This window comes from Pseudomonas urmiensis (assembly GCF_014268815.2).
In the GTDB taxonomy this organism is placed as follows: domain Bacteria; phylum Pseudomonadota; class Gammaproteobacteria; order Pseudomonadales; family Pseudomonadaceae; genus Aquipseudomonas; species Aquipseudomonas urmiensis.
Genome location: NZ_JABWRE020000001.1, coordinates 924384 through 946568, shown reverse-complemented (window position 1 = coordinate 946568; position 22185 = coordinate 924384). Strand labels below are relative to the sequence as shown.

Below are 22185 nucleotides of genomic sequence, written 5' to 3'. Positions count from 1 at the left end.
GTATACAATCATGACCGAAATCAATAGTCTCGGCGCACAAACCGCGCTAGGCCCGCAAGCGGCCAAGGCCGCCATGACCGGCGAACTGCTGCGCCTGCTGCAGCCGCAGCCCGGTCTCGTGCCGCCTGGCGAAACGGCCAAGGCCGAGGTAATGTCCTTGCGCCAGCTGGGCGTCGACTTCCAGTTGCTGCTGCGCCTGACCCTGGCCAACGGTACCCAGAGCCAAGTTCAGACCACTGCCAGCCAGCCACTGCCACCCGGCACTCAGTTGATGGTCAGCCAGGCTGACGGCAACCGCCTGGCGGTCATGGTGCAGCAGGCCAACGCCAGCAACGTCAGCACCCTCACCCGCCTGGACACCGCACAAATACCGGTGGGCACCCTGCTGCAAGGCAAAGTGCTGACTAACCAGGCGCTGCCGGTCAATCCGGGCGAGGCGGCCAGTTTCCGTTCGCTGGTCAGCCTGCTCAACAGCAGCCAGGCCGGCGCCACCTTGAGCATCGAAAGCCCCCGGCCACTGGCGGTTGGCAGCCTGCTCAGCGCCTTGGTGCAAAGCGATCAATCTTTGCGTTTCGTGCCGCTGAGCGGTCGTCAGGATCAATTGCTGGTCTCCCAGCAGCTGGCCTCGCAACAGAGCCGACAGGCATCGCTGCCAGGGGTATTGAACGCGCTGCAACAATTGACCAGCAGCCCTGGTGGCACTGGCGAACTGCGCGCCAGCGCCGAGCGCCTGTTGGCCAGCCTGCCGCAGGCCAGTCAACTGGGCGATGCCAAGGCGGTGGCGCAGGCGCTGAACAACAGCGGCGCATTTCTCGAGGCGAAACTGCTGGGCGGCTTGAGCGCAGGCATCGTGCCCGACCTCAAGGCGCAGTTGGTCAGGCTGGTGGCGCAAGCTTTGCCCGGCGTGCCGGGCAACCCAATGCTCAATCCGACCATTGCCGCTAACACCCTGGCCCAAGTGCTGCCTGGCATGGCGCGCAGTGCCTTGGGGATGCTCGACAAGGTTAGCCCGCGGCCACAACCGGGTAGCTTTCCGCTGCCCTCGCGCCTGCTGCAAAACCTTGAGCAGGAGGCCGACCTGCAACAGCTGCTGCGCCTGGCCGCCGCCGCCATCTCGCGCCTGCAAAGCCATGCCCTGTCCAGCTTGCAGCAGACCGGTACGCTGGATAACGGCAACCTGCAGACCACCTGGCAAACCGAGATCCCCGTGCGTCATGGCCAGGACTTCATCCCCTTGCAGGTCAAACTGCAACGCGAGGAGACGCCGCAGCAGCAAGCCGACCCGCAGCGTGAGCAACGTGATCCACAGCAATCGCTATGGCGCATCGAGCTGGCATTCGACCTGGCCCCGCTTGGCCCGTTGCAGGTGCAGGCGCAACTGAGCCAAGGCCGGCTGTCCGGGCAGTTGTGGGCGGAGCTACCGCGCACCGCCGAGCTGATCGACAGCCAACTGGGCCACCTGCGAGAGCGTCTGCTCCAGCGTGGCCTGGATGTAGGGGATCTGGAGTGCCGCCCCGGTATCCCGCCGCAAGGCCCTCGGACCCGACTGGAGCAACGCTGGGTGGACGAAACCGCATGAGCAAGCAACCGCCACGTCAGGCCATCGCCCTGAGCTATGACGGCCAGCAGGCGCCCACCCTCAGCGCCAAGGGCGATGACGCCCTGGCCGAAGCGATCCTGGCGATCGCCCGCGAACACGAAGTGCCAATCTACGAGAACGCCGAGCTGGTCCGCCTGCTGGCACGCCTGGAGCTGGGCGAACAGATTCCCGAAGCGTTGTACCTGACCATCGCCGAAATCATTGCCTTCGCCTGGCAGCTACGCGGCAAGGTCCCGGCGGGTTTCAATGATGACGCGGCCAGCGAGCGCGATATCACCCCACCGCTGCTGGGCCTGCCGAACGGGCGTAGCACTATCTAGCACCTGCTGGCCTGGGTCTTGGCCGAACCTGCAGTTTTCCCAGCTCAGGTTCAGCTAGCCATGCCTTATCTCAACCCCTCTCCCGCTGACCTAGTGCGCGAAGCGCTCGACGGCTTCCCGCGCCCGGACCAGCATGCCGAAACCCTGCTAAAAGACTGGTTGCACGAGCGCGGCGTATCCACCGCCCCGCGCGACATCGATGTGGTCACCCTGCACTACCAGAACGCGCCCAATAGCCGTGACTCGGGATGGCATGACAATGCCGTGGTCAGTCAGAAAATGAATCTGGTCGAGGCGCTGCTGAGCAACTGGCAAGGCGAACCTGCCGAGGGTTACCACGGTTTCCATTACGGCGATTGGGCTGGGCTTGCGCCAAGTCACACGGCCAGGCTGGTCGACCATCTGCATCGGCCTGGGGCATTGTCCAACTACTCCGAGTACCTGGTGTTCAATGGTCTGTACACGCACCGGGCAGAGACCGAATATAGCCCAAGCAACCATATAGGCATCCGTGCCGAAGATTTCCAGGACTTTATCTGGAACTTGGATTTTCATCAGCACTTCAAGCAGAGTCTCGACCGCTATTGGCAGCATCGCATGCCTCTGTACCAGCGTGCTCTGAAGATCAGCTTGATAGCCGCCTGCAACAAACAGGTCGAGGAAGGCAGCATGTCGGAACAAGGGCGGCGCCTGGCCTGGCAGGCGCTGGGGTTGATTCGCCAGCGCGGCGCAACACTGCAGGCGTCGCTGCTCAACGTCTACGGTTACACCGCCACCGCGATCCTCTGCCTGAAGCATTCGAACAGTGATTTCACCCTGCTGTACCTGCCCGGCAACGCTTCTCCTTTGCACGAGTTCGCCGACCAATCGGCCATGAAGCACTGGTTTGCCCAACAGTGTCAGGACTCCGCTCGACGCACCGCGCTACTCGATTGCTTCGCCCGCGCCGACTGGCCCGATGGTCTGGACTTCAGTGGTCTTGAGACTGCTCTGCAAGGGCTTGGCCTGTACCCCAAGCCGCACCGACTGAGCAGCAACCACAGCGGCCTGGCCACCAGCGGCTTGTGGCAACCCAATGAGATGATCAACTACAAAGCCGATAAGTACAGCCCGCCGATCCAGGGCGATTTGTTCGAGTACCTCGCCAAACGCTACAAGGATCGCGCTTATCAGGATGCCGACCAGCAGATCATCAGCAATCAGCAGATCGACAAGGGCAAATGGGGCCGTTATCTGAATGTCGCGATAGCCTTGCTGGCACCTGTAGTGCTAGTGGTGCCGGAGCTTACACCGCTACTGGTGGCCGGCGGTCTGGCGCAGTTCGCCCTGGGTTTGGATCAGGCCATCAATGGCAAGATGCTCGCCGATAAAGCCGAAGGGGTGGTTAACCAGACATTCGGCCTGTTCAATGCGCTGCCCCTGGCCGCAGGCATCCTGAGCGGCCCCGAGGCAATCTTTCGCTACCGTCGGCCAGGCTGCTACATGTCGCCACGGCTACGCGAGCTGCTTGAACAGGCCCCGCGCACCAGTAGCCCGCCCGCCGAGCTCGAACTGCCACCGGCTGAACTCGCCTTTCGCCAGGATGAAGTGGTGAGTGCCACCGCTGGGGCGGCGCTGAGCACTCACATTGACGCCGAGTTCACCCCGCGCTTTTCGGCGCTGCTCGATGAGGCCACCGGCCCGGTGAACGCTTGGGTCTACTACGACCTCGATAGCGACAGCTTCATCAAGGTTGACGAGCTGGCCCTGCTCAACCCACCCAGATGGATCACCACTAGCAATACCGCCAGCGCCCTGGTAAGGCGACCTGCCGGACGCACCGTCACCGACCGACAGCGCATGCGCAGCCTGCATGCATTAGGTATTCGACTGGATCTGCCGATCGAACTTGCGCCTCCCGATAACGTCACCCGCACAGCTATTCCTCGACTGATCTCCAGCCTTTGGGTCGGTGATCGCATTCTCGATGGGGCATTTCTTGCCGCCCTGCAACACAACGCCCAGGTGGTGAGCGCAAGCCGCTACCGCTATCAACTGTTCCTGTCACGGATGAATCCCCAGGCGTATCAGAACAACCGTGCACTGCTCATGGCCAAGGCGCCAAATCTTATCGTGCGCCCCCTGGAAGACGAACCGTTCTTTCAGCACTTTGAGCGCTCGCCCTACTTTGCCCAGTACCAAGCGGCTATCGAAGGTAATGGCGGTGCTGCAACCAATTTCAGCTCGGCCAGCGACATTCTGCGTTATCGACTACTCAACGAGATCGGCGGGATCTACCTGGACGCTGACGATCGCCTACTGCCGTCGCCCTCGGTCAAGGGCCGCGAACATTTGCTGGGACAACTTGAGCTGCGTGCCAGTGCGCGAGAGCTGCTGCTCGCCCCACCGGTATCGAACGACCAGCTGGGCATGTACTTCAAGTACAACAACAGCCTGATTGGCAGTCATCCGGGCAACCCAACGCTGGAAGCGATCTCCGAGGAGATCCTGCGGCGCTATGCACAAGACCCCACCTTCTACGATGTACGGCCTGACCCCGATCTGCAGCCGATGGCATTCAACGCTTATGCCCGCCGCCTTAGCCGCCTGACCGGACCGGCGGTCCTGAACGATGTAATCGACCAGCAGCTGCCGTCATTGAGCCAGCTGCGCGAACTGTGCGTACTGGTCACCTCACCGCTGCGCGATCTGCACCAGACCCTCGATCTGAGCCAGTTCGTCAAACTGGTGCACAGCCAATTGCCACTGGGCAAGCTTGCCGAGATTGGCCATGCGCACAGTTGGCGGACGGCCTGAGACACACGCACTTAACAGATCGCGGGTGGCGGCATTATTTACCGCTGCGGCACCCACCAGATCGGCAAACCTGTCGGCTCACTTTCCAACCCGGTGACCGACATGCCCGTACCTTTCATCAGCAGCGCTGGCGTACAGTACGTACGCGACCACTTGGCGAACTTCCCTCGTCCTGACCGTGAGGCCGCTCAGGCCGTACGCGACTGGGCATCGAGCAACGGCCAGGCCCTGGATCCAGACCGGATCGATGTGGTTACCTTGCACTATCGCCCTGATGGCCCGCAGCGCTATCAGGCGCTGATCACGCAGCGCCTGAGCCTGACTCAGGCGGTGCTGGGCAACTGGCAAGGCGAATCCAACAACGACGCCATCGGCGCCCTGTTTTCGGCCCCCTGGGCGGGCACTTTGCCCAATGGCCCAATCAAGATCGTCGAGCACCTGGCGCCGCTCGGGCCGTTCGATAACAGCGCCGCGTTTGAAGTGTTCAATGGGTTGTTCCGCCGCACCGACCCGATGCGCTACGAGCCCGCCACACAGGTACACATACCCGCGGAAAAATTCCAGCGCTTTATCGAAAAGCTCGATTTTCACTCCCGCTATCGAGCGCAGCTCGACCGTTATTGGCAACAACATCTGGACAGTCATCGCCTGTCCAACAAGCTCAACTTCATTGCTGCCTGCAATAAGCAAGTCAGCGAAGGTAGTCTCAGTGACATGGCACGCAAGCTGGTCTGGCGTGCCGCGAGGCTGATACCACGAGGACGCAAACTGCGCTTGAGCACCTTGACCGTTTACGGGTATGCCGCAACAGACCTTCTGTTCATCAACGACGGCGAGACTGACCTGAGCCTGCTGTACCTACCCGGCAACAGTTCGCCGTTTCTGGAGTTTGCCAACCAAAACCTGCTCAAGGACTGGTTCGGCGAACAGTGTCAGTCCTCCGCCAAACGTCAAGCGCTCAAACAGTATTTCAACCTCGCCGATGGACCAGATGGCCTCGACTTCAGTGGCCTTGACACAGCCCTGGCGGGCATGGGCGATTACCCTGCCGTCCATCGACTGTCTTCTGATCGACCAGGTTTTACTACTGATGGACGCTGGTCGCCACGCGACTATGTCAACTACCGACCGGTAAAGTACAACCCACGGCTAACCGGCGATCTGTTCATGGCTGTGACGCTGCGACAACAGCAGCGCAGTTACGCCGATGCCGACTTCATCATCACCAGCAATAGCGAGGTCACCAAGGCCAGATGGCGTGGCTATCTCACCTCTGCGCTCAATCTGCTACTGCCAATGACGTTTGTAATACCTGGCCTGGCCCCGCTGCTCGCGCTCGGTGGCATAGCCCAGCTAGGCCTGGGGTTGGATCAGGCGATCAATGGCAAGACGCTGGAGGCGAAGGCCGATGGCGTCAGCAACATTGCTTACGGTTTGTTCAATGCCACGCCCTTGGCAGTGGAGAGCCTGACCAAAAGTGCAGAAGTCTTCCGGGTCAAAGCCGATGGTTTTGTCTTGCCGAGCCGAGTCAACGACCAGATAGGCTACCCACTGGGCCCGAGCTACCCGCCGCGGCTGCCCGAACTGGATGTCGCGCCCTACTTCCACAGCCCCGATCCCACTGCCCCACTGGATGAGCTGCCCTCTGGAGCAAGTCCGGTTTCACGCATTCCTCAGTACACAGGTATGCCCGACCGGCTGAGTGCTGTGGAGATCATTGAAGGCAACTACCTAGTCGAGCTGGAGCTGGTCTATGACATGGAGTTCGATCTGTTCATTGAGCAAAGCCGCCTCAATGAGGTCGACGCATCCTACTACCAGGCTACTCCAGGTGAATTCGACGTCAAACGCGCTGACCCACATGCTCGAACCGTCACCAATCCGATGCGGATCACCACCCTGCGCAGTCTGGGGGTAGACCTACCTATACCGCTAGAGCTACCTGTGCCAATACGTGGCGAGGCGATTCCCAAGACAATCACCTCGCTCTGGGTCGGAGACAAGGTCATCGATACAGAGCTGTTGGAAAATATTGCCAAGAACGCCAAGCGGCTCAAGGGCGGCGCCTATCAGTATCGGTTGTACCTGTCCAACGCAGACGCCGTCGCGCACACGGAAAACCTGCGTCTACTCAAGAGCAAGGCCCCTGACCTGCAAGTTCATACACTGGAGGAGCAACCTTTCTTCATCTCATTCAAGCAAAGCAAGTATTTCGCTCAGTACCAGGACGCTTTGGATGGCAATGCAGGAGTTGCCACCAACTACCCGTCAGCCTGCGATGTACTGCGCTACCCAATGCTGCACCATGAGGGCGGTTTGTACATGGACCTGGATGATGAGTTACTGGCCGCAAGCGGCAATCGCTTGGGCTGTATTGGCGCCGGAGCGTGCGTGGCAGAGGCGATCGATGAAGTGGAGCTGGCGACCAGCAAAAACGGCTTGCTGCTTCATCCGGCGATGTCCAATGAAAAACTAGGGATGCACTTTCAGTACAATACCAGCATGATCGGCAGCCACCCAGGTAACCCGACCTTGGTGGCCATTTCTGATGAAATGCATGCACGCTATCAGAATGAACCGGATTTCTATCGTACAAAGCCAAGCCTGGCTGAAGACCCAACAGGATTTTATGAGTATGCCAGTCGCTTGAATTGCCTCACCGGGCCGGCCCTGTTCACCGATGTGGTTGACCGATTGCTCCCCGATCTGTACCGACTGCGCCAGGTCAGAAAGCTGTATGGCATGCCCCGCACCAAAAGCTGGTTGTACGTGAATCTACAGGCTTGGATGCTCGTTGAAAAAGAGCTATTGCCCCTCAGCCGCTTTGCCAAAGTCGGTGGCCAGCATGCGTGGATCAATACCTAAATGAAAACAGGCGACCCTGGTCGCCTGTTCTGCTCACTCGCCACGGTGCAACTTACTCATCAGTTGCGCCTCGGCCTGGGTCAAGCCGCAGGTTTGAGTCAGCTCCTCGACGCTGGCGCCCATTCCCACCAGCTTGGCCGCCTGCGTGAAGGTCACGTCATTCGGGTCACGCTGCTCCAGCTGCTGGAGTTTATCCGGCAACGGCGCAACCACCGCACGCAGCTCATGGAGCGCTTCACCCATGCGCACCGTGCCATTCTGGTAGTCGTCCAGGCGCTTGGCCAGGTCCTTGATGCGCTGGTCGCGCAGCGCATCACCTTGAGCCTGCTGGGCGGCCAGCTCACGCTGACGCTTGCTGTAGTTGAGAAAAAACCACAGGCTCAGCGCCCACAACAGCGCCAGGAAGATGACAGCAACCTCGAAAATCAACTCAGATGTTCTCCAGCTCGGACCATTCTTCCTCGGTCATCATCTTGTCCAGCTCGACCAGAATCAGCAGCTCACCATTCTTGTTGCACACGCCCTGGATGAACTTGGCCGACTCTTCGTTACCCACGTTTGGCGCGGTCTCGATCTCCGACTGACGCAGGTAGACAACTTCCGCGACGCTATCGACCAGGATGCCGACCACTTGCTTGTCGGCCTCGATGATGACAATACGGGTGTTGTCGGTCACTTCGGTCGGCACCAGGCCAAAGCGCTGGCGGGTGTCGATCACGGTGACCACGTTACCGCGCAGGTTGATGATGCCCAGCACGTAGCTCGGCGCACCCGGAACCGGAGCAATCTCGGTGTAACGCAGGACTTCCTGCACCTGCATGACATTGATGCCATAGGACTCGTTGTCCAGGCGGAAGGTTACCCACTGCAGGATCGGATCTTCGGAACCTTGTGCGGACGACTTTTTCATTCCCCTACCCCTCAAAATCCGCCATCGGCGGTGTGCTCGGTGTGGCCGCGGCAGCAGCGGCCGTCATTTATTAGTGTTTGGCGTGCAACTGCTTGACGGCGCCGCTGGCGATCAACTCGGCCAGTTCAGCGACATCGAGCAAGGCACACATGTGTTCGATCACCGTGCCGGCCAACCACGGACGTTGCCCGCGCTGGCTGCGCCACTTGATCTCGTTCGGGTCCAGGCGCAACGAACGGCTGACCTGATGCACCGCCAGCCCCCACTCATAGCCCTGGACAGAAATCACGTACTGCAAGCCCTGGCGCAAGTCATCGCGGTAGCGGTCCGGCATCACCCAGCGCGCGGTATCCAGCACCTTGAGATTGCCCGCCTGGCAGCTGAGGATGCCGAGGAACCAGTCCGGCTGGCCAAACAGTGGCGTCAACTCCTGGCCGGCCAGGCTATAGATCGACCCCAGGCATACCAGGGGTACCGCCAGGGTCAGCCCGGCGACATCGAACAGCAAGCATTCGAAAGGCTCGGCGGCCCACTGCGGCCGGCCGTCAACCGTCGCTGGCGGCGCTGGAACGTTGGGCGCAGGCAGGTGCACTTCGACCAACGGCGCGACTGGCTCAGGCGCCTGAACTTCGGTGAGCACCGGAATACTGGCTTCGACCACCACCTGGGCCTCGACCACGGTGACCACAGGTTCTGCCACTGGCGCGGCAGGCGCCAGCACCGTGGCGAGCACCTTGGGTTGCGGCTCGGCAAAAGGCCGTGAGGCTAACGTTGGCGCAGGCTCGACCTGACGCTGGGCGTCGCGGGCCTGCTCTTCGCGTACCGCAGCCTCGAAGTCTTCGCTCGGCGCAGGCTCTGCAGCGGGCGCCTCGAACGTCTCGGTAGCTTCCTGCAGCAAGCCGTCCAGATAGGACTGCAAGGCCAACTGCGGCTTGCTGGTAATGGGCCGGGCTGAGTTCATCAGGCCACCTGCAGTGCGGATTTGTAGGTGAGCAAGTGCTTGAGCAAGGCGCGATAGGCAACCACCCCGCGGCTCTTGCCGTCGAACTGCGAAGGCGTGACGCCCGCCCGGCTAGCATCGCGCAGACGCGTGTCGACCGGGATATAGCCCTGCCAGACGTTCTCGGCGTAGGTATCGCGCAGCACTTTGAGCGTGCCCAAGGAAGCCTGGGTACGGCGATCGAACAGAGTCGGCACGATCTGGTAGGGCAGCGCCTGCTTGCGCGAGCGGTTGACCATGGCCAGGGTGCCGACCATCCGCTCCAGGCCTTTGACCGCGAGAAATTCGGTCTGCACCGGAATCACCAGCTGCTGACTGGCGGCCAGGGCATTGACCATCAGCACGCCGAGCAAAGGCGGGCTGTCGATCAGGGCGAAGTCGAAATCCTGCCACAGCTGCGCCAGACTCTTGGCGATCACCAGGCCCAGGCCACTCTGCCCTGGCGACTGGCGTTCGAGCACGGCCAGCGCGGTACTCGAAGGCAGCAGGGAAATACGCTCATCACTGGTCGGCAGCAGCAATTGCCCCGGCAGCCCATCAGGCACCGTGCCCTTGTGCAGGAACAGGTCATAGCAGCTGTGCTCCAGCGCATCGGGATTGTGCCCGAAATAGCTGGTCATCGAGCCGTGGGGGTCAAGGTCGACCACGACCACGCGCTTGCCCGCCTCGGCCAGCAGCCCGGCCAGAGCGATGGTAGTGGTGGTCTTGCCGACGCCACCTTTTTGATTGGCTACTGCCCAGACTCTCATGGTGCCTTGCTTCCTCCCGGTATGGCCGCCTGCCCTGCCGGGAACGGTGTGAATGTGGGTGACGGGGATTTGACGGGGCTAGCCCCCTCCCGCCGCTGCAGGCGTTGCAGGTGCACTTTGTGTGCCAGCGCGGCGCAACGCAGAATCCGGCGTGGCATTGGCGCTGCCGGTACCGGTGAGGCTGCGGCGCACTTCCAGATTGCGCGAAATCACCAGCACCACCCGGCGGTTACGCGCACGCCCTTCGGCGCTGTCGTTGCTCGCCACCGGTTGGTATTCGCCATAGCCCACCGAGGCCATCCGCCCAGGGTTGACGCCGTTCATCGCCAGCAGGCGGACGATGCTCGCCGCGCGCGAGGCCGACAGTTCCCAGTTGGTTGGGTACTGGGCAGTCCGGATCGGCATGTTGTCGGTAAAGCCTTCGACATGCACCGGGTTGGCGAACGGCTTGAGGATATTGGCCACCTTCTCGATGATCTCGAAGGCAACGTCGCTGGGCATGGCATCGCCACTGCCGAACAGCAACGCCGAGTTGAGCTCGACCTCGACCCACAGCTCATTGCCACGCACAGTCATCTGGTCAGATTTGATCAAGTCGCCAAACGCTTCGCGCACATCGTCGCTGATGGTCTGCAAAGGATCGTTGCTGGTTTGCGCCAGGCCCGCGTCGGTCTGCTCGCTGTCCTTGATCAGAGGCTCGGCCGGCCTCACGCTCAGCGGCTGCTCATCGCCGATCGGGATCGGCTTCATGCTCCGCTCAGGGTCGTTGAACACCCCGAGCAGGGCCTGGGAAATGACCTTGTACTTGCCCTCGTTGATCGAGGAGATCGAGTACATGACCACGAAGAAGGCGAACAGCAAGGTAATGAAGTCGGCATATGACACCAGCCAACGCTCGTGATTCTCGTGTTCCTCGGTGTGACGACGGCGACGCATGGCTTACTCCATGAAGCCTTGCAGCTTCAGCTCGATCGAGCGTGGGTTTTCGCCTTCGGCGATCGACAGCAGGCCTTCGAGGAGCATCTCGCGATAGCGCGACTGACGCATGACGATGGCTTTGAGCTTGTTGGCGATCGGCAGCAGGATCAAGTTGGCACTGGCCACGCCGTAGATGGTGGCAACGAAGGCCACGGCGATGCCATTGCCCAATTGCGAAGGATCGGCCAGGTTGCCCATCACATGGATCAGGCCCATCACCGCGCCGATGATGCCGATGGTCGGCGCGTAGCCGCCCATGCTTTCAAATACCTTGGCGGCCTGGATATCACGGCCTTCCTGGGTCAGGAAGTCGACCTCAAGGATACTACGAATAGCCTCCGGCTCAGCGCCATCGACCAGCAACTGCAAGCCCTTGCGCGCATACGGATCAGGTTCGCCATCGGCCACCCCTTCCAGCCCCAGCAGGCCTTCCTTGCGAGCGGTGAGGCTCCAGTTGACTACCCGATCGATACCGCCAGCCAGGTCTACCCGCGGCGGGAAGATGATCCAGCGGACAATCTGCAGCGCGCGCTTGAACGACGACAACGGCGCCTGCAACAACGCCGCCGCCAGGGTGCCGCCCAGCACGATCAGCGCCGCCGGGCCATTGAGCAGCGCACCCACGTGGCCACCCTCGAGGAAGTTGCCACCGACGATGGCGACGAAGGCGAGGATCAGGCCAATCAGGCTCAAGACATCCATCAGACGCAGGCCTCGACCAGGTGCTTGCCGATCTCGTCCAGGCTGTATACCGCATCGGCCAGGTTGGCCTTGACGATGGCCATGGGCATGCCATAGATCACGCAGCTGGCTTCATCCTGGGCCCACACGGTGCTGCCGCCTTGCTTGAGCAAACGCGCGCCTTCGCGGCCGTCCGCGCCCATGCCGGTGAGTACCACCGAGAGCACTTTGTCGCCGTAGGACTTGGCTGCCGAGCCGAAGGTAATGTCCACGCAGGGCTTGTAGTTCAGACGCTCGTCACCCGGCAGGATCTTCACCGTGCCACGGCCGTCGACCATCATCTGCTTGCCGCCCGGGGCCAGCAGCGCCAGGCCTGGGCGCAGCACATCACCGTCTTCGGCTTCCTTCACGCTGATCTTGCACAGCTTGTCGAGGCGTTCGGCGAAGGCCTTGGTGAAGGCTGCCGGCATGTGCTGGATCAGCACGATCGGCGCCGGGAAGTTGGCCGGCAGCTGGGTCAGCACCCGCTGCAGGGCCACCGGGCCACCGGTCGAGGTCCCAATCGCCACCAGTTTGTACGGCTTGCGCTTGGGCGCGGGCGAGTGCGTTGCAGCGGGAGCCGCGGCGCTACGCCCAGGTGCAGGTGCAGGCGCGGCAGCACGCACCGGAGCACTGCTGGCAAAGCTGCTGGAAGGCGCGTGGCTGCTCGACGCTGGGCTTGCAGCCGGCGCAGGCGCGGCGTAGCTGCCCAGGCGGCGGTTGCTGCGCGAAATGGTGTGGACCTTTTCGCAGAGCATCTGCTTGACCTTGTCAGGGTTGCGCGAGATGTCTTCGAAGTTCTTCGGCAGGTAGTCCACCGCACCGGCATCCAGCGCATCGAGGGTCACCCGGGCGCCTTCATGGGTCAGCGAGGAGAACATCAACACCGGCGTCGGGCAGCGCTGCATGATGTGGCGCACGGCGGTGATGCCGTCCATCATGGGCATTTCATAGTCCATGGTGATCACATCGGGCTTGAGCGACAGCGCCTGGTCGATTGCTTCCTTGCCATTGGTCGCGGTCCCCACGACCTGAATGGTCGGGTCGGCCGAGAGAATTTCCGAGACACGGCGGCGGAAGAAACCGGAATCATCCACCACCAGGACCTTGACTGCCATAAACACTCCATTAGGCGGCGCAACCGCCAGGCTGCGCCACCGAAATCAATAACGCTTGGCGGCGTAACGCTTGAGCATGCTCGGGACGTCGAGGATCAACGCGATGCGGCCGTCGCCAGTGATGGTGGCGCCAGACATACCCGGCGTGCCCTGAAGCATCTTGCCCAACGGCTTGATCACCACCTCTTCCTGACCAACCAGTTGGTCGACGACGAAGCCAATGCGCTGGGTGCCAACCGAGAGAATCACCACGTGGCCCTCGCGTTGCTCCTCGTGCACCTGGTCCTGGACCAGCCAGCGCTTGAGGTAGAACAGCGGCAACGCCTTGTCGCGCACGATCACCACTTCCTGACCGTCGACCACATTGGTGCGCGACAGGTCGAGGTGGAAGATCTCGTTGACGTTGACCAGCGGGAAGGCGAACGCCTGGTTGGCCAGCATCACCATCAGGGTCGGCATGATCGCCAAGGTCAGCGGCACCTTGATGACGATCTTCGAGCCCTGGCCCTTGGCCGAGTAGATGTTGATCGAGCCGTTGAGCTGGGAGATCTTGGTTTTCACCACGTCCATGCCCACGCCACGGCCAGACACATCGGAGATCTCGGTCTTGGTCGAGAAGCCCGGGGCGAAGATCAGGTTGTAGCAGTCCGACTCGCTCAAGCGATCGGCTGCGTCCTTGTCCATCAGGCCCTTTTCCACCGCCTTGGCGCGCAGGATGTTCGGGTCCATGCCCTTGCCGTCATCGGAGATCGACAGCAGGATATGGTCGCCTTCCTGCTCGGCCGACAGCACCACCTTGCCGGTGCGCGCCTTGCCAGAGGCTTCGCGCTCGTCAGGCATTTCCACGCCATGGTCGACTGCGTTGCGCACCAAGTGCACCAGCGGATCGGCCAGGGCCTCGACCAGGTTCTTGTCGAGGTCGGTTTCTTCACCGACCAGTTCCAGGTTGATTTCTTTCTTGAGCTGGCGCGCCAGGTCACGGACCAGGCGCGGGAAGCGGCCGAAGACCTTCTTGATCGGCTGCATGCGGGTTTTCATCACCGCAGTCTGCAAGTCGGCGGTGACCACATCGAGGTTGGACACAGCCTTGGACATGGCCTCGTCGCCACTATTGAGGCCCAGGCGCACCAGGCGGTTACGCACCAGCACCAGTTCGCCGACCATGTTCATGATCTCGTCCAGGCGCGCGGTATCGACCCGCACGGTGGTTTCCGCTTCGCTGACGTGCTTTTCGCCAGTTGGGGCCGGGGCACGGGCTGGGGCGGCCGGTTTGGCAGCAGCAGGTGCAGGCGCTGCAGCGGGCGCCGGGGCTGGTTTGGGCGCAGGCGTTGGTGCAGGCTGAGCTTGGGCCTTGGCCGCTACCGGTGCGGCAGCAACGGCAGCCGCTGGGGTTTCGGCAGTGGCCGTGTCGCCAGAGAACTTGCCCTTGCCATGCAACTGGTCGAGCAAGGCTTCGAACTCATGCTCACTGATCTCATCGCCCGACGCCGCAGGCGCGCCAGCAGCGGCAGGCGCCGCCGTGGCTGGCAATGCATCGGCGGCGAAGGTGCCCTTGCCATGCAACTGGTCGAGCAGCGCTTCGAATTCGTCGTCGGTGATTTCATCGCCAACCGGCGCCTGAGCAGCGGCCTCAGCAGCGCTGGCCACGACCTCAGGCGAGAACTGGCCCTTGCCATGCAACTGATCGAGCAGAGATTCGAACTCAGCGTCGCTTATTTCGTCGCCTTCAGCGCTGGGTGCTTCGCCCTGCAGCTGTTCGGCAGCGGCCGCTTGGGCCTTGACCGCATCGAGCGAGTCGAGCAGTTGCTCGAATTCGGTGTCGGTGATGTCCGGTTCGGCGGCGGGTGCCTGGGCCACCGGGGCTTCTTCGACGACTGTCGCCACGGGCTCAGCGGCGCCGGGCTCAGCCAGACGCGACAAGGCCGCCAACAGCTCAGGCGTGGCCGGGGTGACTTCGCTACGCTCGCGAACCTGGCCGAACATGCTGTTGACCGTGTCCAGCGCTTCGAGGACCACGTCCATCAGCTCGGCGTCGACCCGACGTTCACCTTTGCGCAGGATGTCGAAGACGTTCTCCGCGATATGGCAGCACTCCACCAGCTCATTGAGCTGAAGGAAGCCGGCGCCCCCTTTTACAGTGTGAAAACCGCGGAAAATTGCATTGAGCAAGTCGGCATCATCCGGTCGGCTTTCCAGCTCGACCAATTGCTCGGACAGTTGCTCAAGAATTTCGCCGGCTTCTACCAGGAAATCCTGAAGGATTTCTTCATCGGCGCCGAAGCTCATTAAACGTGCTCCCTAAAAACCCAGGCTGGACAGCAGATCATCGACATCGTCCTGACCGGACACGACGTCTTCACGCTTATCGGCATGAATCTGCGGACCTTCACCCCGAGTCGGATGTTTTTCTTGATCTTTTTCAGCGCGCAGCTGTTGGTGGTCATGTTCGATACCGGCGAAGCGGTCGACTTGACTGGCCATCAGCACGAGCTTGAGCAGATTGCTTTCTACTTCGGTGACCAACGCGGTGACGCGCTTGATCACCTGCCCGGTCAGGTCTTGGTAGTCCTGAGCCAGGAGAATGTCGTTCAGATGCCCGGAGACCTTGCGGTTCCCTTCAGCGCTGTGCGTCAGGAAACTGTCGACCCGCTTGACCAACTCGCGAAATTCCGGCGCGGCCACTTCGCGGCGCATGAAGCGCTGCCAGTCAGCGCTCAGCGCCTGGGCTTCGCTGGCTAGATCGTTGAGCACCGGGGTGCTCTGTTCGACCAGGTCCATGGTGCGGTTGGCGGCGCCCTCGGTCAGCTTGACCACGTAGGACAAGCGCTCGGTGGCATCGGTGATCTGCGAGACTTCCTCGGCCTGCGGCATGGCCGGGTCGATCTGGAAGCTGACGATCGCGCTGTGCAGCTCGCGGGTGAGTTTGCCGACTTCCTGATACAGGCCGCGGTCGCGCGTCTGGTTAAGCTGATGGATCAGCTGCACCGCGTCGCCAAACCGGCCGCGCTCAAGGCTCTCGACCAGTTCCTGGGCATGCTTCTTCAGGGTCGTTTCGAACTCACCCAGAGACGTGTTGTTTGACTCCATGGCGCCCCCTGGCGTGACTTAGCCGTTCACGCGTTCGAAGATCTTTTCGATCTTTTCTTTGAGCACCTGGGCTGTGAAAGGCTTGACCACATAGCCATTGACGCCGGCCTGGGCCGCTTCAATGATCTGGTCGCGCTTGGCTTCGGCAGTGACCATCAACACCGGCATGCCCTTGAGGCGCTCGTCGGCCCGCACCTGGCGCAGCAGGTCGATCCCGCTCATGCCCGGCATGTTCCAGTCGGTCACCAGAAAGTCGAAGTGCTCGCTGTGCAGCATCGGCAGCGCGGTGACGCCGTCATCGGCTTCCTTGACGTTGGTGAAGCCCAGATCACGCAACAGATTCTTGATGATCCGCCGCATCGTCGAGAAGTCGTCAACGATGAGGATTTTCATGTCTTTGTTCAAGTAGACCTCCAAGCAGTCTTAAACGCGCTCGGCCCCCGAGCGCGCATTCAATCAATTCAGTACAACGTGAAAACGACTGCAGCGAACCCCGGTTACCGCGCCCGCCATTCACCCAAGCGACTGCGCAGACGCGCCGCGCACTGGCTATGCAACTGGCTGACACGCGACTCGCTGACCCCCAGCACCTCACCAATTTCCTTGAGGTTCAGCTCTTCGTCGTAGTACAGCGCCAGCACCAGGCGCTCACGCTCCGGCAGATTGGCGATCGCATCGGTCAGCGCGGCCTGGAAGCGCTCGTCTTCAAGGTCACGCGACGGCTCGATCTGGCCGCTGGCTCCATCCTCGTGCAGGCCTTCATGTTCGCCGTCCTGCAACAGGTCGTCGAAACTGAACAGGCGGCTGCCCAGGGTATCGTTCAAAATCCCGTAGTAATCATCGAGACTCAATTGGAGTTCGGCAGCAACCTCGTGATCTTTAGCGTCGCGACCGGTTCTTGCTTCAACGGCGCGCATCGCGTCGCTGACCATGCGGGTGTTGCGGTGCACCGAACGCGGCGCCCAATCGCCCTTGCGCACCTCATCGAGCATGGCGCCACGGATGCGGATGCCGGCGTAGGTTTCGAAGCTAGCGCCCTTGCTGGCGTCGTATTTATTGGCCACTTCCAACAGGCCAATCATGCCTGCCTGGATCAGGTCTTCGACCTGCACATTGGCCGGCAGACGCGCCAGCAGGTGATAAGCGATGCGCTTGACCAGCGGCGCGTAGCGCTCGATCAACTCATACTGGGCATCTTTGGACGCCTTGCTGTACATCTTGAAACCGCTTGCACTCATAGGACGGGTCCCGCGCTGGTGGGCTGCACCAGTCGCTCGACGAAAAACTCCAGGTGCCCACGCGGGTTGGCAGGCAACGGCCAGCTGTCGACCTTCTGCGCAATGGCCTTGAATGCCAATGCACACTTGGACCGTGGGAAGGCCTCATAGACCGCGCGCTGCTTCTGCACCGCCTTGCGCACACACTCGTCGTACGGCACGGCGCCGACGTATTGTAGGGCGACGTCAAGGAAGCGATCCGTGACCTTGGTCAACTTGGCGAACAGGTTGCGCCCTTCCTGCGGGCTCTGCGCCATGTTGGCCAGGACGCGGAAACGATTCATGCCGTAGTCGCGATTGAGCAGCTTGATCAGCGCGTAGGCGTCGGTGATCGACGTAGGCTCATCGCACACCACCAGCAGCACTTCCTGGGCGGCGCGCACGAAGCTCACCACCGAGTCGCCGATGCCGGCAGCGGTGTCGATCACCAGCACATCGAGGTTGTCGCCAATCTCGCTGAACGCCTGGATCAGGCCCGCGTGCTGTGCTGGCTGCAGGTGGACCATGCTCTGGGTGCCGGAGGCGGCGGGGACGATGCGCACGCCACCTGGCCCCTGCAGCAGCACATCGCGCAGCTCGCAGCGGCCTTCGATAACGTCAGCCAGAGTGCGCTTGGGCGTCAGCCCCAGCAGCACGTCGACATTGGCCAGGCCCAGGTCGGCGTCCAGCAGCATGACGCGACGACCCAGCTCGGCCAACGCCAGGGACAGGTTCACTGAAACGTTAGTCTTGCCGACGCCACCTTTGCCACCGGTCACGGCGATCACCTGTACGGGATGCATGCTACCCATATTTGTTCTTTACCTTGTCTCGCTTGGACCGAGGCCACATGTGGGGCTGTTCTCGAAGCCCTTGATGTAGGTATTTTGCATTACGTTCTCCCTCAACCCGCGCGTTTGCCAGAGTTGTGGTAGAGATCAGCGAACATATCGGCCATGGCCTCTTCGCTGGGGTCTTCCTGCATTTGCACACTGACTGCGCGACTAACCAACTGGTGCTTGCGCGGCAGGTGCAGGTCGTCAGGAATGCGCGGGCCATCGGTGAGATAGGCAACCGGCAGTTCATGACTGATGGCCAGGCTCAATACTTCGCCGAGGCAGGCCGTTTCATCGAGTTTGGTCAGGATGCAACCGGCCAGGCCACAGCGCTTGTAGCTGTGGTAGGCAGCGGTGAGCACCTGTTTCTGGCTGGTTGTGGCCAGCACCAGGTAATTCTTGGCGGCAATCCCGCGCCCTGCAAGTGTTTCAAGCTGCATGCGCAGTGCCGGGTCGCTGGCTTGCAGGCCAGCGGTATCGATCAGCACCACGCGCTTGCGCAGTAGCGGCTCCAGCGCCTGGGCCAGCGACTCGCCAGGATCGACGTAGGTCACCGACACGTTGAGGATCCGCCCAAGGGTCTTGAGCTGCTCCTGGGCGCCGATGCGGAAGCTGTCCATGCTCACCAGAGCCAAGTTGCTGGCGCCGTACTTGAGCACGTAACGTGCGGCCAGCTTGGCCAGCGTGGTGGTCTTGCCCATGCCGGCCGGGCCGACCATGGCGATCACCCCGCCCTCCTCGATCGGTTCGATCTCGGGCACATCGATCATCCGCGCCAGGTGCGCCAGGATCATCCGCCAAGCCTGGCGCGGTTCGTCGATCTCGGCCACCAGGTCGAGCAGCTCGCGGGCCAGTGCGCCAGACAATCCGACGCGTTGCAGACGCCGCCAGAGGTTGGCCTGCATTGGCTTGCTGCCTTGCAACTGGCTCCAGGCCAGCGAGCCGAGCTGCACTTCGAGCAGCTCGCGCAGACCGGAAAGCTCCGAGCGCATGGCATCGAACAGGCGCGGATCGACTGGCGCCGGCGCGGGTGCGGCGGCAGCCGGCGGCACATCGACGTGCGGCTCGATCAACGGCTCGGATGCGGTCAGCGACAGTCCCGCGAACAACTGGCGGTTGCCTTCATCGGTATCGTTGCGGCTGCTCAGCTCGGCCTGGGCGGTGGCGATGCGCGACTGGGTCTTGCGCAGCTCATCTTCAAGCTCGGCATTGGGCACGCGCGGGGCCAGCGCGGACAGTTTGTAGTCCAGCGCGGCCGTCAGCTCGACACCGCCGGCAATGCGCCGGTTGCCGATGATGGCGGCATCGGCGCCCAGCTCATCACGGACCAGCTTCATGGCCTGACGCATATCGGCGGCGAAAAAACGCTTAACTTGCATAACCCACTACCTCAGCCGTTGGGGCCCACGGTGGCAACGATGGTGACTTGCTTGTTGTCAGGTATTTCCTGATACGCCAAAACATGCAAATTCGGTACAGCCAGGCGACCGAAGCGCGACAGCATGGCGCGGATCGGGCCGGCCACCAGCAGGATAGCTGGCTGGCCTTGCATCTCCTGACGCTGGGCCGCTTCGATCAACGAACGCTGAAGCTTCTCGGCCATGCTCGGTTCAAGAAGAACACCATCTTCCTGACCTTGCCCGGCCCTTTGCAGACTATTGAGCAAAATCTGTTCCAACCTTGGCTCCAAGGTGATCACAGGCAGCTCGGACTCAACGCCGACAATGCTTTGCACGATGGCGCGACACAATCCGACGCGCACTGCGGCAACCAGCGCGGCGGTATCTTGACTCTTGCCGGCGTTGTTGGCGATTGCCTCGGCGATACTGCGGATGTCACGCACCGGCACTTGCTCGGAAAGCAGTGCTTGCAGGACCTTGAGCAGCCCCGACAAGGAAATGACGCCCGGCACCAGCTCCTCGGCAAGCTTGGGCGAAGCCTTGGACAGCACCTGCAGCAACTGCTGGACCTCTTCGTGGCCGATCAGCTCGTGGCAGTGCTTCTGCAAAATCTGGTTCAAGTGGGTGGCGACCACGGTACTGGCGTCGACCACGGTGTAGCCCAGCGACTGCGCCTGGGCGCGCTGGGCGACATCGATCCACACCGCTTCCAGGCCGAACGCCGGGTCGCGCGCAGCGATACCATTGAGGGTGCCGAAGACCTGGCCAGGGTTGATCGCAAGCTCGCGATCCGGATAGATCTCCGCCTCGGCCAGGATCACCCCCATCAGGGTCAGGCGATAGGCACTGGGTTGCAGGTCGAGGTTGTCACGGATGTGCACGGTAGGCATGAGGAAGCCCAGATCCTGCGAGAGCTTCTTGCGCACGCCCTTGATCCGCGCCAGCAACTGCCCGCCCTGGTTACGATCGACCAGCGGGATCAGCCGGTAACCGACTTCCAGGCCGATCATGTCGATCGGGGTGACGTCGTCCCAGCCCAGCTCCTTGGTTTCCATGGCACGCTGCGGCGACGGCAGCAGGTCTTGCTGACGCTGCACTTCCTCCTGCGCCTTGACCTTGGCCGCCTGCTGCTTGCGCCACACCAGGTAGGCGCCACCGGCACACATCAGGCCAAGGCTGATGAAGGCGACATGCGGCATGCCCGGCACCACGCCCATTACCAGCATGATGCCGGCCGAGACCGCCAATGCCTTGGGCGAGTCGAACATTTGTCGATTGATCAGCTTGCCCATGTCCTCGGAACCCGAGGCACGCGTGACCATGATTGCGGCAGCGGTCGACAGCAGCAGCGATGGCAATTGCGCCACCAAACCGTCACCGATGGTCAGCAGCGCGTAGATCTTGCCTGCTTCGCTAAAGCCCATGTTGTGCGAGAACATGCCGATCAGGATGCCGCCGATCAGGTTGATGAACAGGATCAACAGACCGGCGATTGCGTCGCCGCGGACGAACTTGCTGGCACCGTCCATCGAGCCGTAGAACTCGGCCTCTTGGGCTACTTCGGCACGGCGCGACTTGGCCTGTGCCTGGTCGATCAGGCCGGCGTTGAGGTCGGCGTCGATGGCCATCTGCTTGCCAGGCATGGCGTCGAGGGTGAAGCGCGCGCTCACCTCGGAAATCCGCCCGGCGCCCTTGGTCACGACCACGAAGTTGATGATCATGAGGATGGCGAACACCACCGCACCGACCACGTAGTTACCGCCGATCACCACTTCGCCGAAGGCCTGGATGACCTTACCTGCCGAGCCGTGGCCTTCGTGGCCATGCAACAGCACCACCCGGGTCGAGGCGACGTTCAGCGCCAGGCGCAACAGCGTGGCCACCAGCAAGATGGTTGGGAAGGCGGCGAAGTCCAGTGGGCGCAAGGCGTACACGCAGACCAGCAGGACCACGATCGACAGGGCGATGTTGAAGGTGAAGAACACGTCGAGCAGGAACGGCGCTATCGGCAACATCATCATTGCCAACATCACCAGCAATAACAGCGGCACGCCCAGGTTGCCCCGGCCGAGTCCGGCCAGGTTGTTGCGGGCGTTGCTGATTAACTGAGTGCGATCCACCGCGAGTCCTCTTCAAGCAAAACTTTGACGCGTTAAGGGCGCCTGGCGCTGCCTTTGCAAGAAGCTGTCCAACTTTTTCGTTAGGTGGGAGATTGTGGGGGTTTGGGTTTGGGTTTGGGTTTGGGTTTGGGTTTGGGTTTGGGTTTGGGTTATTTGAGCTTATCCGTTTGATGTGGCGATGCCACTGGCCCCTTCCGCCCTTACGGCGGCTTACTTTTCTCTTGGGAAAAGTAAGCAAAACCGCTCGCTCCTACATACGGCCCTACGCTGCGCTTCGGGTCCCTTCGCGCCGGCGCCTTCCGGGCCCGCGCGGCCTACGATTTGCTGCGCAAATCTACATCTCGCGCCTTCGGCTACGCCGAAGGGTGCTATCGCACCTGGCCCTCCAGGCACCTCTGCTCAGCCTCCTGAAGTCGCGAATCTGCGGCGC

Annotated in this window: 18 protein-coding genes; 4 read left to right on the top strand and 14 right to left on the bottom strand. The window is 61.8% G+C overall.

Annotation, left to right across the window (positions count from 1 at the left end):
- Positions 1-10 precede the first annotated feature (10 nt).
- From fliK to HU737_RS04305, 4 genes are all read left to right on the top strand, one after another.
- Positions 11-1579, top strand: coding sequence for a flagellar hook-length control protein FliK (gene fliK / locus HU737_RS04320; protein ID WP_186556004.1), 1569 nt, complete (start codon positions 11-13; stop codon positions 1577-1579).
- A complete protein-coding gene (locus tag HU737_RS04315) occupies positions 1576-1920 on the top strand; it encodes an EscU/YscU/HrcU family type III secretion system export apparatus switch protein (protein ID WP_186556003.1) in 345 nt (114 codons plus the stop codon). Before fliK ends, HU737_RS04315 begins: the two co-directional genes overlap by 4 nt.
- A gap of 60 nt (positions 1921-1980) precedes the next feature.
- On the top strand, positions 1981-4716 hold the full coding sequence (locus tag HU737_RS04310) for a dermonecrotic toxin domain-containing protein (RefSeq protein ID WP_186556002.1): 2736 nt from the start codon (positions 1981-1983) through the stop codon (positions 4714-4716).
- A 102-nt stretch (positions 4717-4818) separates the two neighbouring features.
- A complete protein-coding gene (locus tag HU737_RS04305; protein ID WP_186556048.1) occupies positions 4819-7581 on the top strand; it encodes a dermonecrotic toxin domain-containing protein in 2763 nt (920 codons plus the stop codon).
- Between the two features lie 33 nt (positions 7582-7614).
- Here the strand turns inward: HU737_RS04305 and HU737_RS04300 are convergent, their stop codons facing one another.
- The 14 genes from HU737_RS04300 to flhA all read right to left on the bottom strand — a co-directional run bounded on the left by HU737_RS04300 (position 7615) and on the right by flhA (position 21755).
- Entirely contained in the window at positions 7615-8010 is a 396-nt protein-coding gene (locus HU737_RS04300) for a DUF2802 domain-containing protein (protein ID WP_186556001.1), read from the bottom strand.
- Between the two features lies 1 nt (position 8011).
- Positions 8012-8491 (bottom strand): chemotaxis protein CheW, encoded by a 480-nt coding sequence (locus tag HU737_RS04295; RefSeq protein ID WP_119143286.1) that lies wholly within the window; start codon positions 8489-8491, stop codon positions 8012-8014.
- 70 nt (positions 8492-8561) lie between these two features.
- A complete protein-coding gene (locus HU737_RS04290; RefSeq protein ID WP_186556000.1) occupies positions 8562-9452 on the bottom strand; it encodes a CheW domain-containing protein in 891 nt (296 codons plus the stop codon).
- A complete protein-coding gene (locus HU737_RS04285) occupies positions 9452-10240 on the bottom strand; it encodes a ParA family protein (RefSeq protein ID WP_186555999.1) in 789 nt (262 codons plus the stop codon). Before HU737_RS04285 ends, HU737_RS04290 begins: the two co-directional genes overlap by 1 nt.
- Positions 10241-10318: 78 nt before the next feature.
- Complete coding sequence (gene motD / locus HU737_RS04280; protein WP_186555998.1) at positions 10319-11176, bottom strand: flagellar motor protein MotD; 858 nt, start codon at positions 11174-11176, stop codon at positions 10319-10321.
- A gap of 3 nt (positions 11177-11179) precedes the next feature.
- Entirely contained in the window at positions 11180-11920 is a 741-nt protein-coding gene (locus tag HU737_RS04275) for a flagellar motor protein (RefSeq protein ID WP_186555997.1), read from the bottom strand.
- Positions 11920-13056 carry a protein-glutamate methylesterase/protein-glutamine glutaminase gene (locus tag HU737_RS04270; protein WP_186555996.1) on the bottom strand — a complete coding sequence of 379 codons (1137 nt, stop codon included), beginning with the start codon at positions 13054-13056 and terminating at the stop codon, positions 11920-11922. Before HU737_RS04270 ends, HU737_RS04275 begins: the two co-directional genes overlap by 1 nt.
- A gap of 45 nt (positions 13057-13101) precedes the next feature.
- Positions 13102-15342, bottom strand: a complete 2241-nt coding sequence (locus tag HU737_RS04265) for a chemotaxis protein CheA (RefSeq protein WP_186555995.1) — start codon at positions 15340-15342, stop codon at positions 13102-13104.
- A 12-nt stretch (positions 15343-15354) separates the two neighbouring features.
- Complete coding sequence (locus HU737_RS04260; protein ID WP_186555994.1) at positions 15355-16143, bottom strand: protein phosphatase CheZ; 789 nt, start codon at positions 16141-16143, stop codon at positions 15355-15357.
- Between the two features lie 18 nt (positions 16144-16161).
- Positions 16162-16536, bottom strand: a complete 375-nt coding sequence (locus tag HU737_RS04255; RefSeq protein WP_186555993.1) for a chemotaxis response regulator CheY — start codon at positions 16534-16536, stop codon at positions 16162-16164.
- Positions 16537-16640: 104 nt separating this feature from the next.
- Positions 16641-17381, bottom strand: a complete 741-nt coding sequence (gene fliA, locus HU737_RS04250; RefSeq protein ID WP_186555992.1) for an RNA polymerase sigma factor FliA — start codon at positions 17379-17381, stop codon at positions 16641-16643.
- The gene (fleN, locus tag HU737_RS04245; protein ID WP_186555991.1) at positions 17378-18211 is read right to left on the bottom strand and encodes a flagellar synthesis regulator FleN; all 834 of its coding nucleotides are present in this window, start codon (positions 18209-18211) and stop codon (positions 17378-17380) included. Before fleN ends, fliA begins: the two co-directional genes overlap by 4 nt.
- Positions 18212-18303: 92 nt before the next feature.
- Positions 18304-19614, bottom strand: a complete 1311-nt coding sequence (gene flhF / locus HU737_RS04240) for a flagellar biosynthesis GTPase FlhF (RefSeq protein WP_186555990.1) — start codon at positions 19612-19614, stop codon at positions 18304-18306.
- An 11-nt stretch (positions 19615-19625) separates the two neighbouring features.
- Positions 19626-21755 (bottom strand): flagellar biosynthesis protein FlhA, encoded by a 2130-nt coding sequence (gene flhA / locus HU737_RS04235; protein WP_186555989.1) that lies wholly within the window; start codon positions 21753-21755, stop codon positions 19626-19628.
- Positions 21756-22185 lie beyond the last annotated feature (430 nt).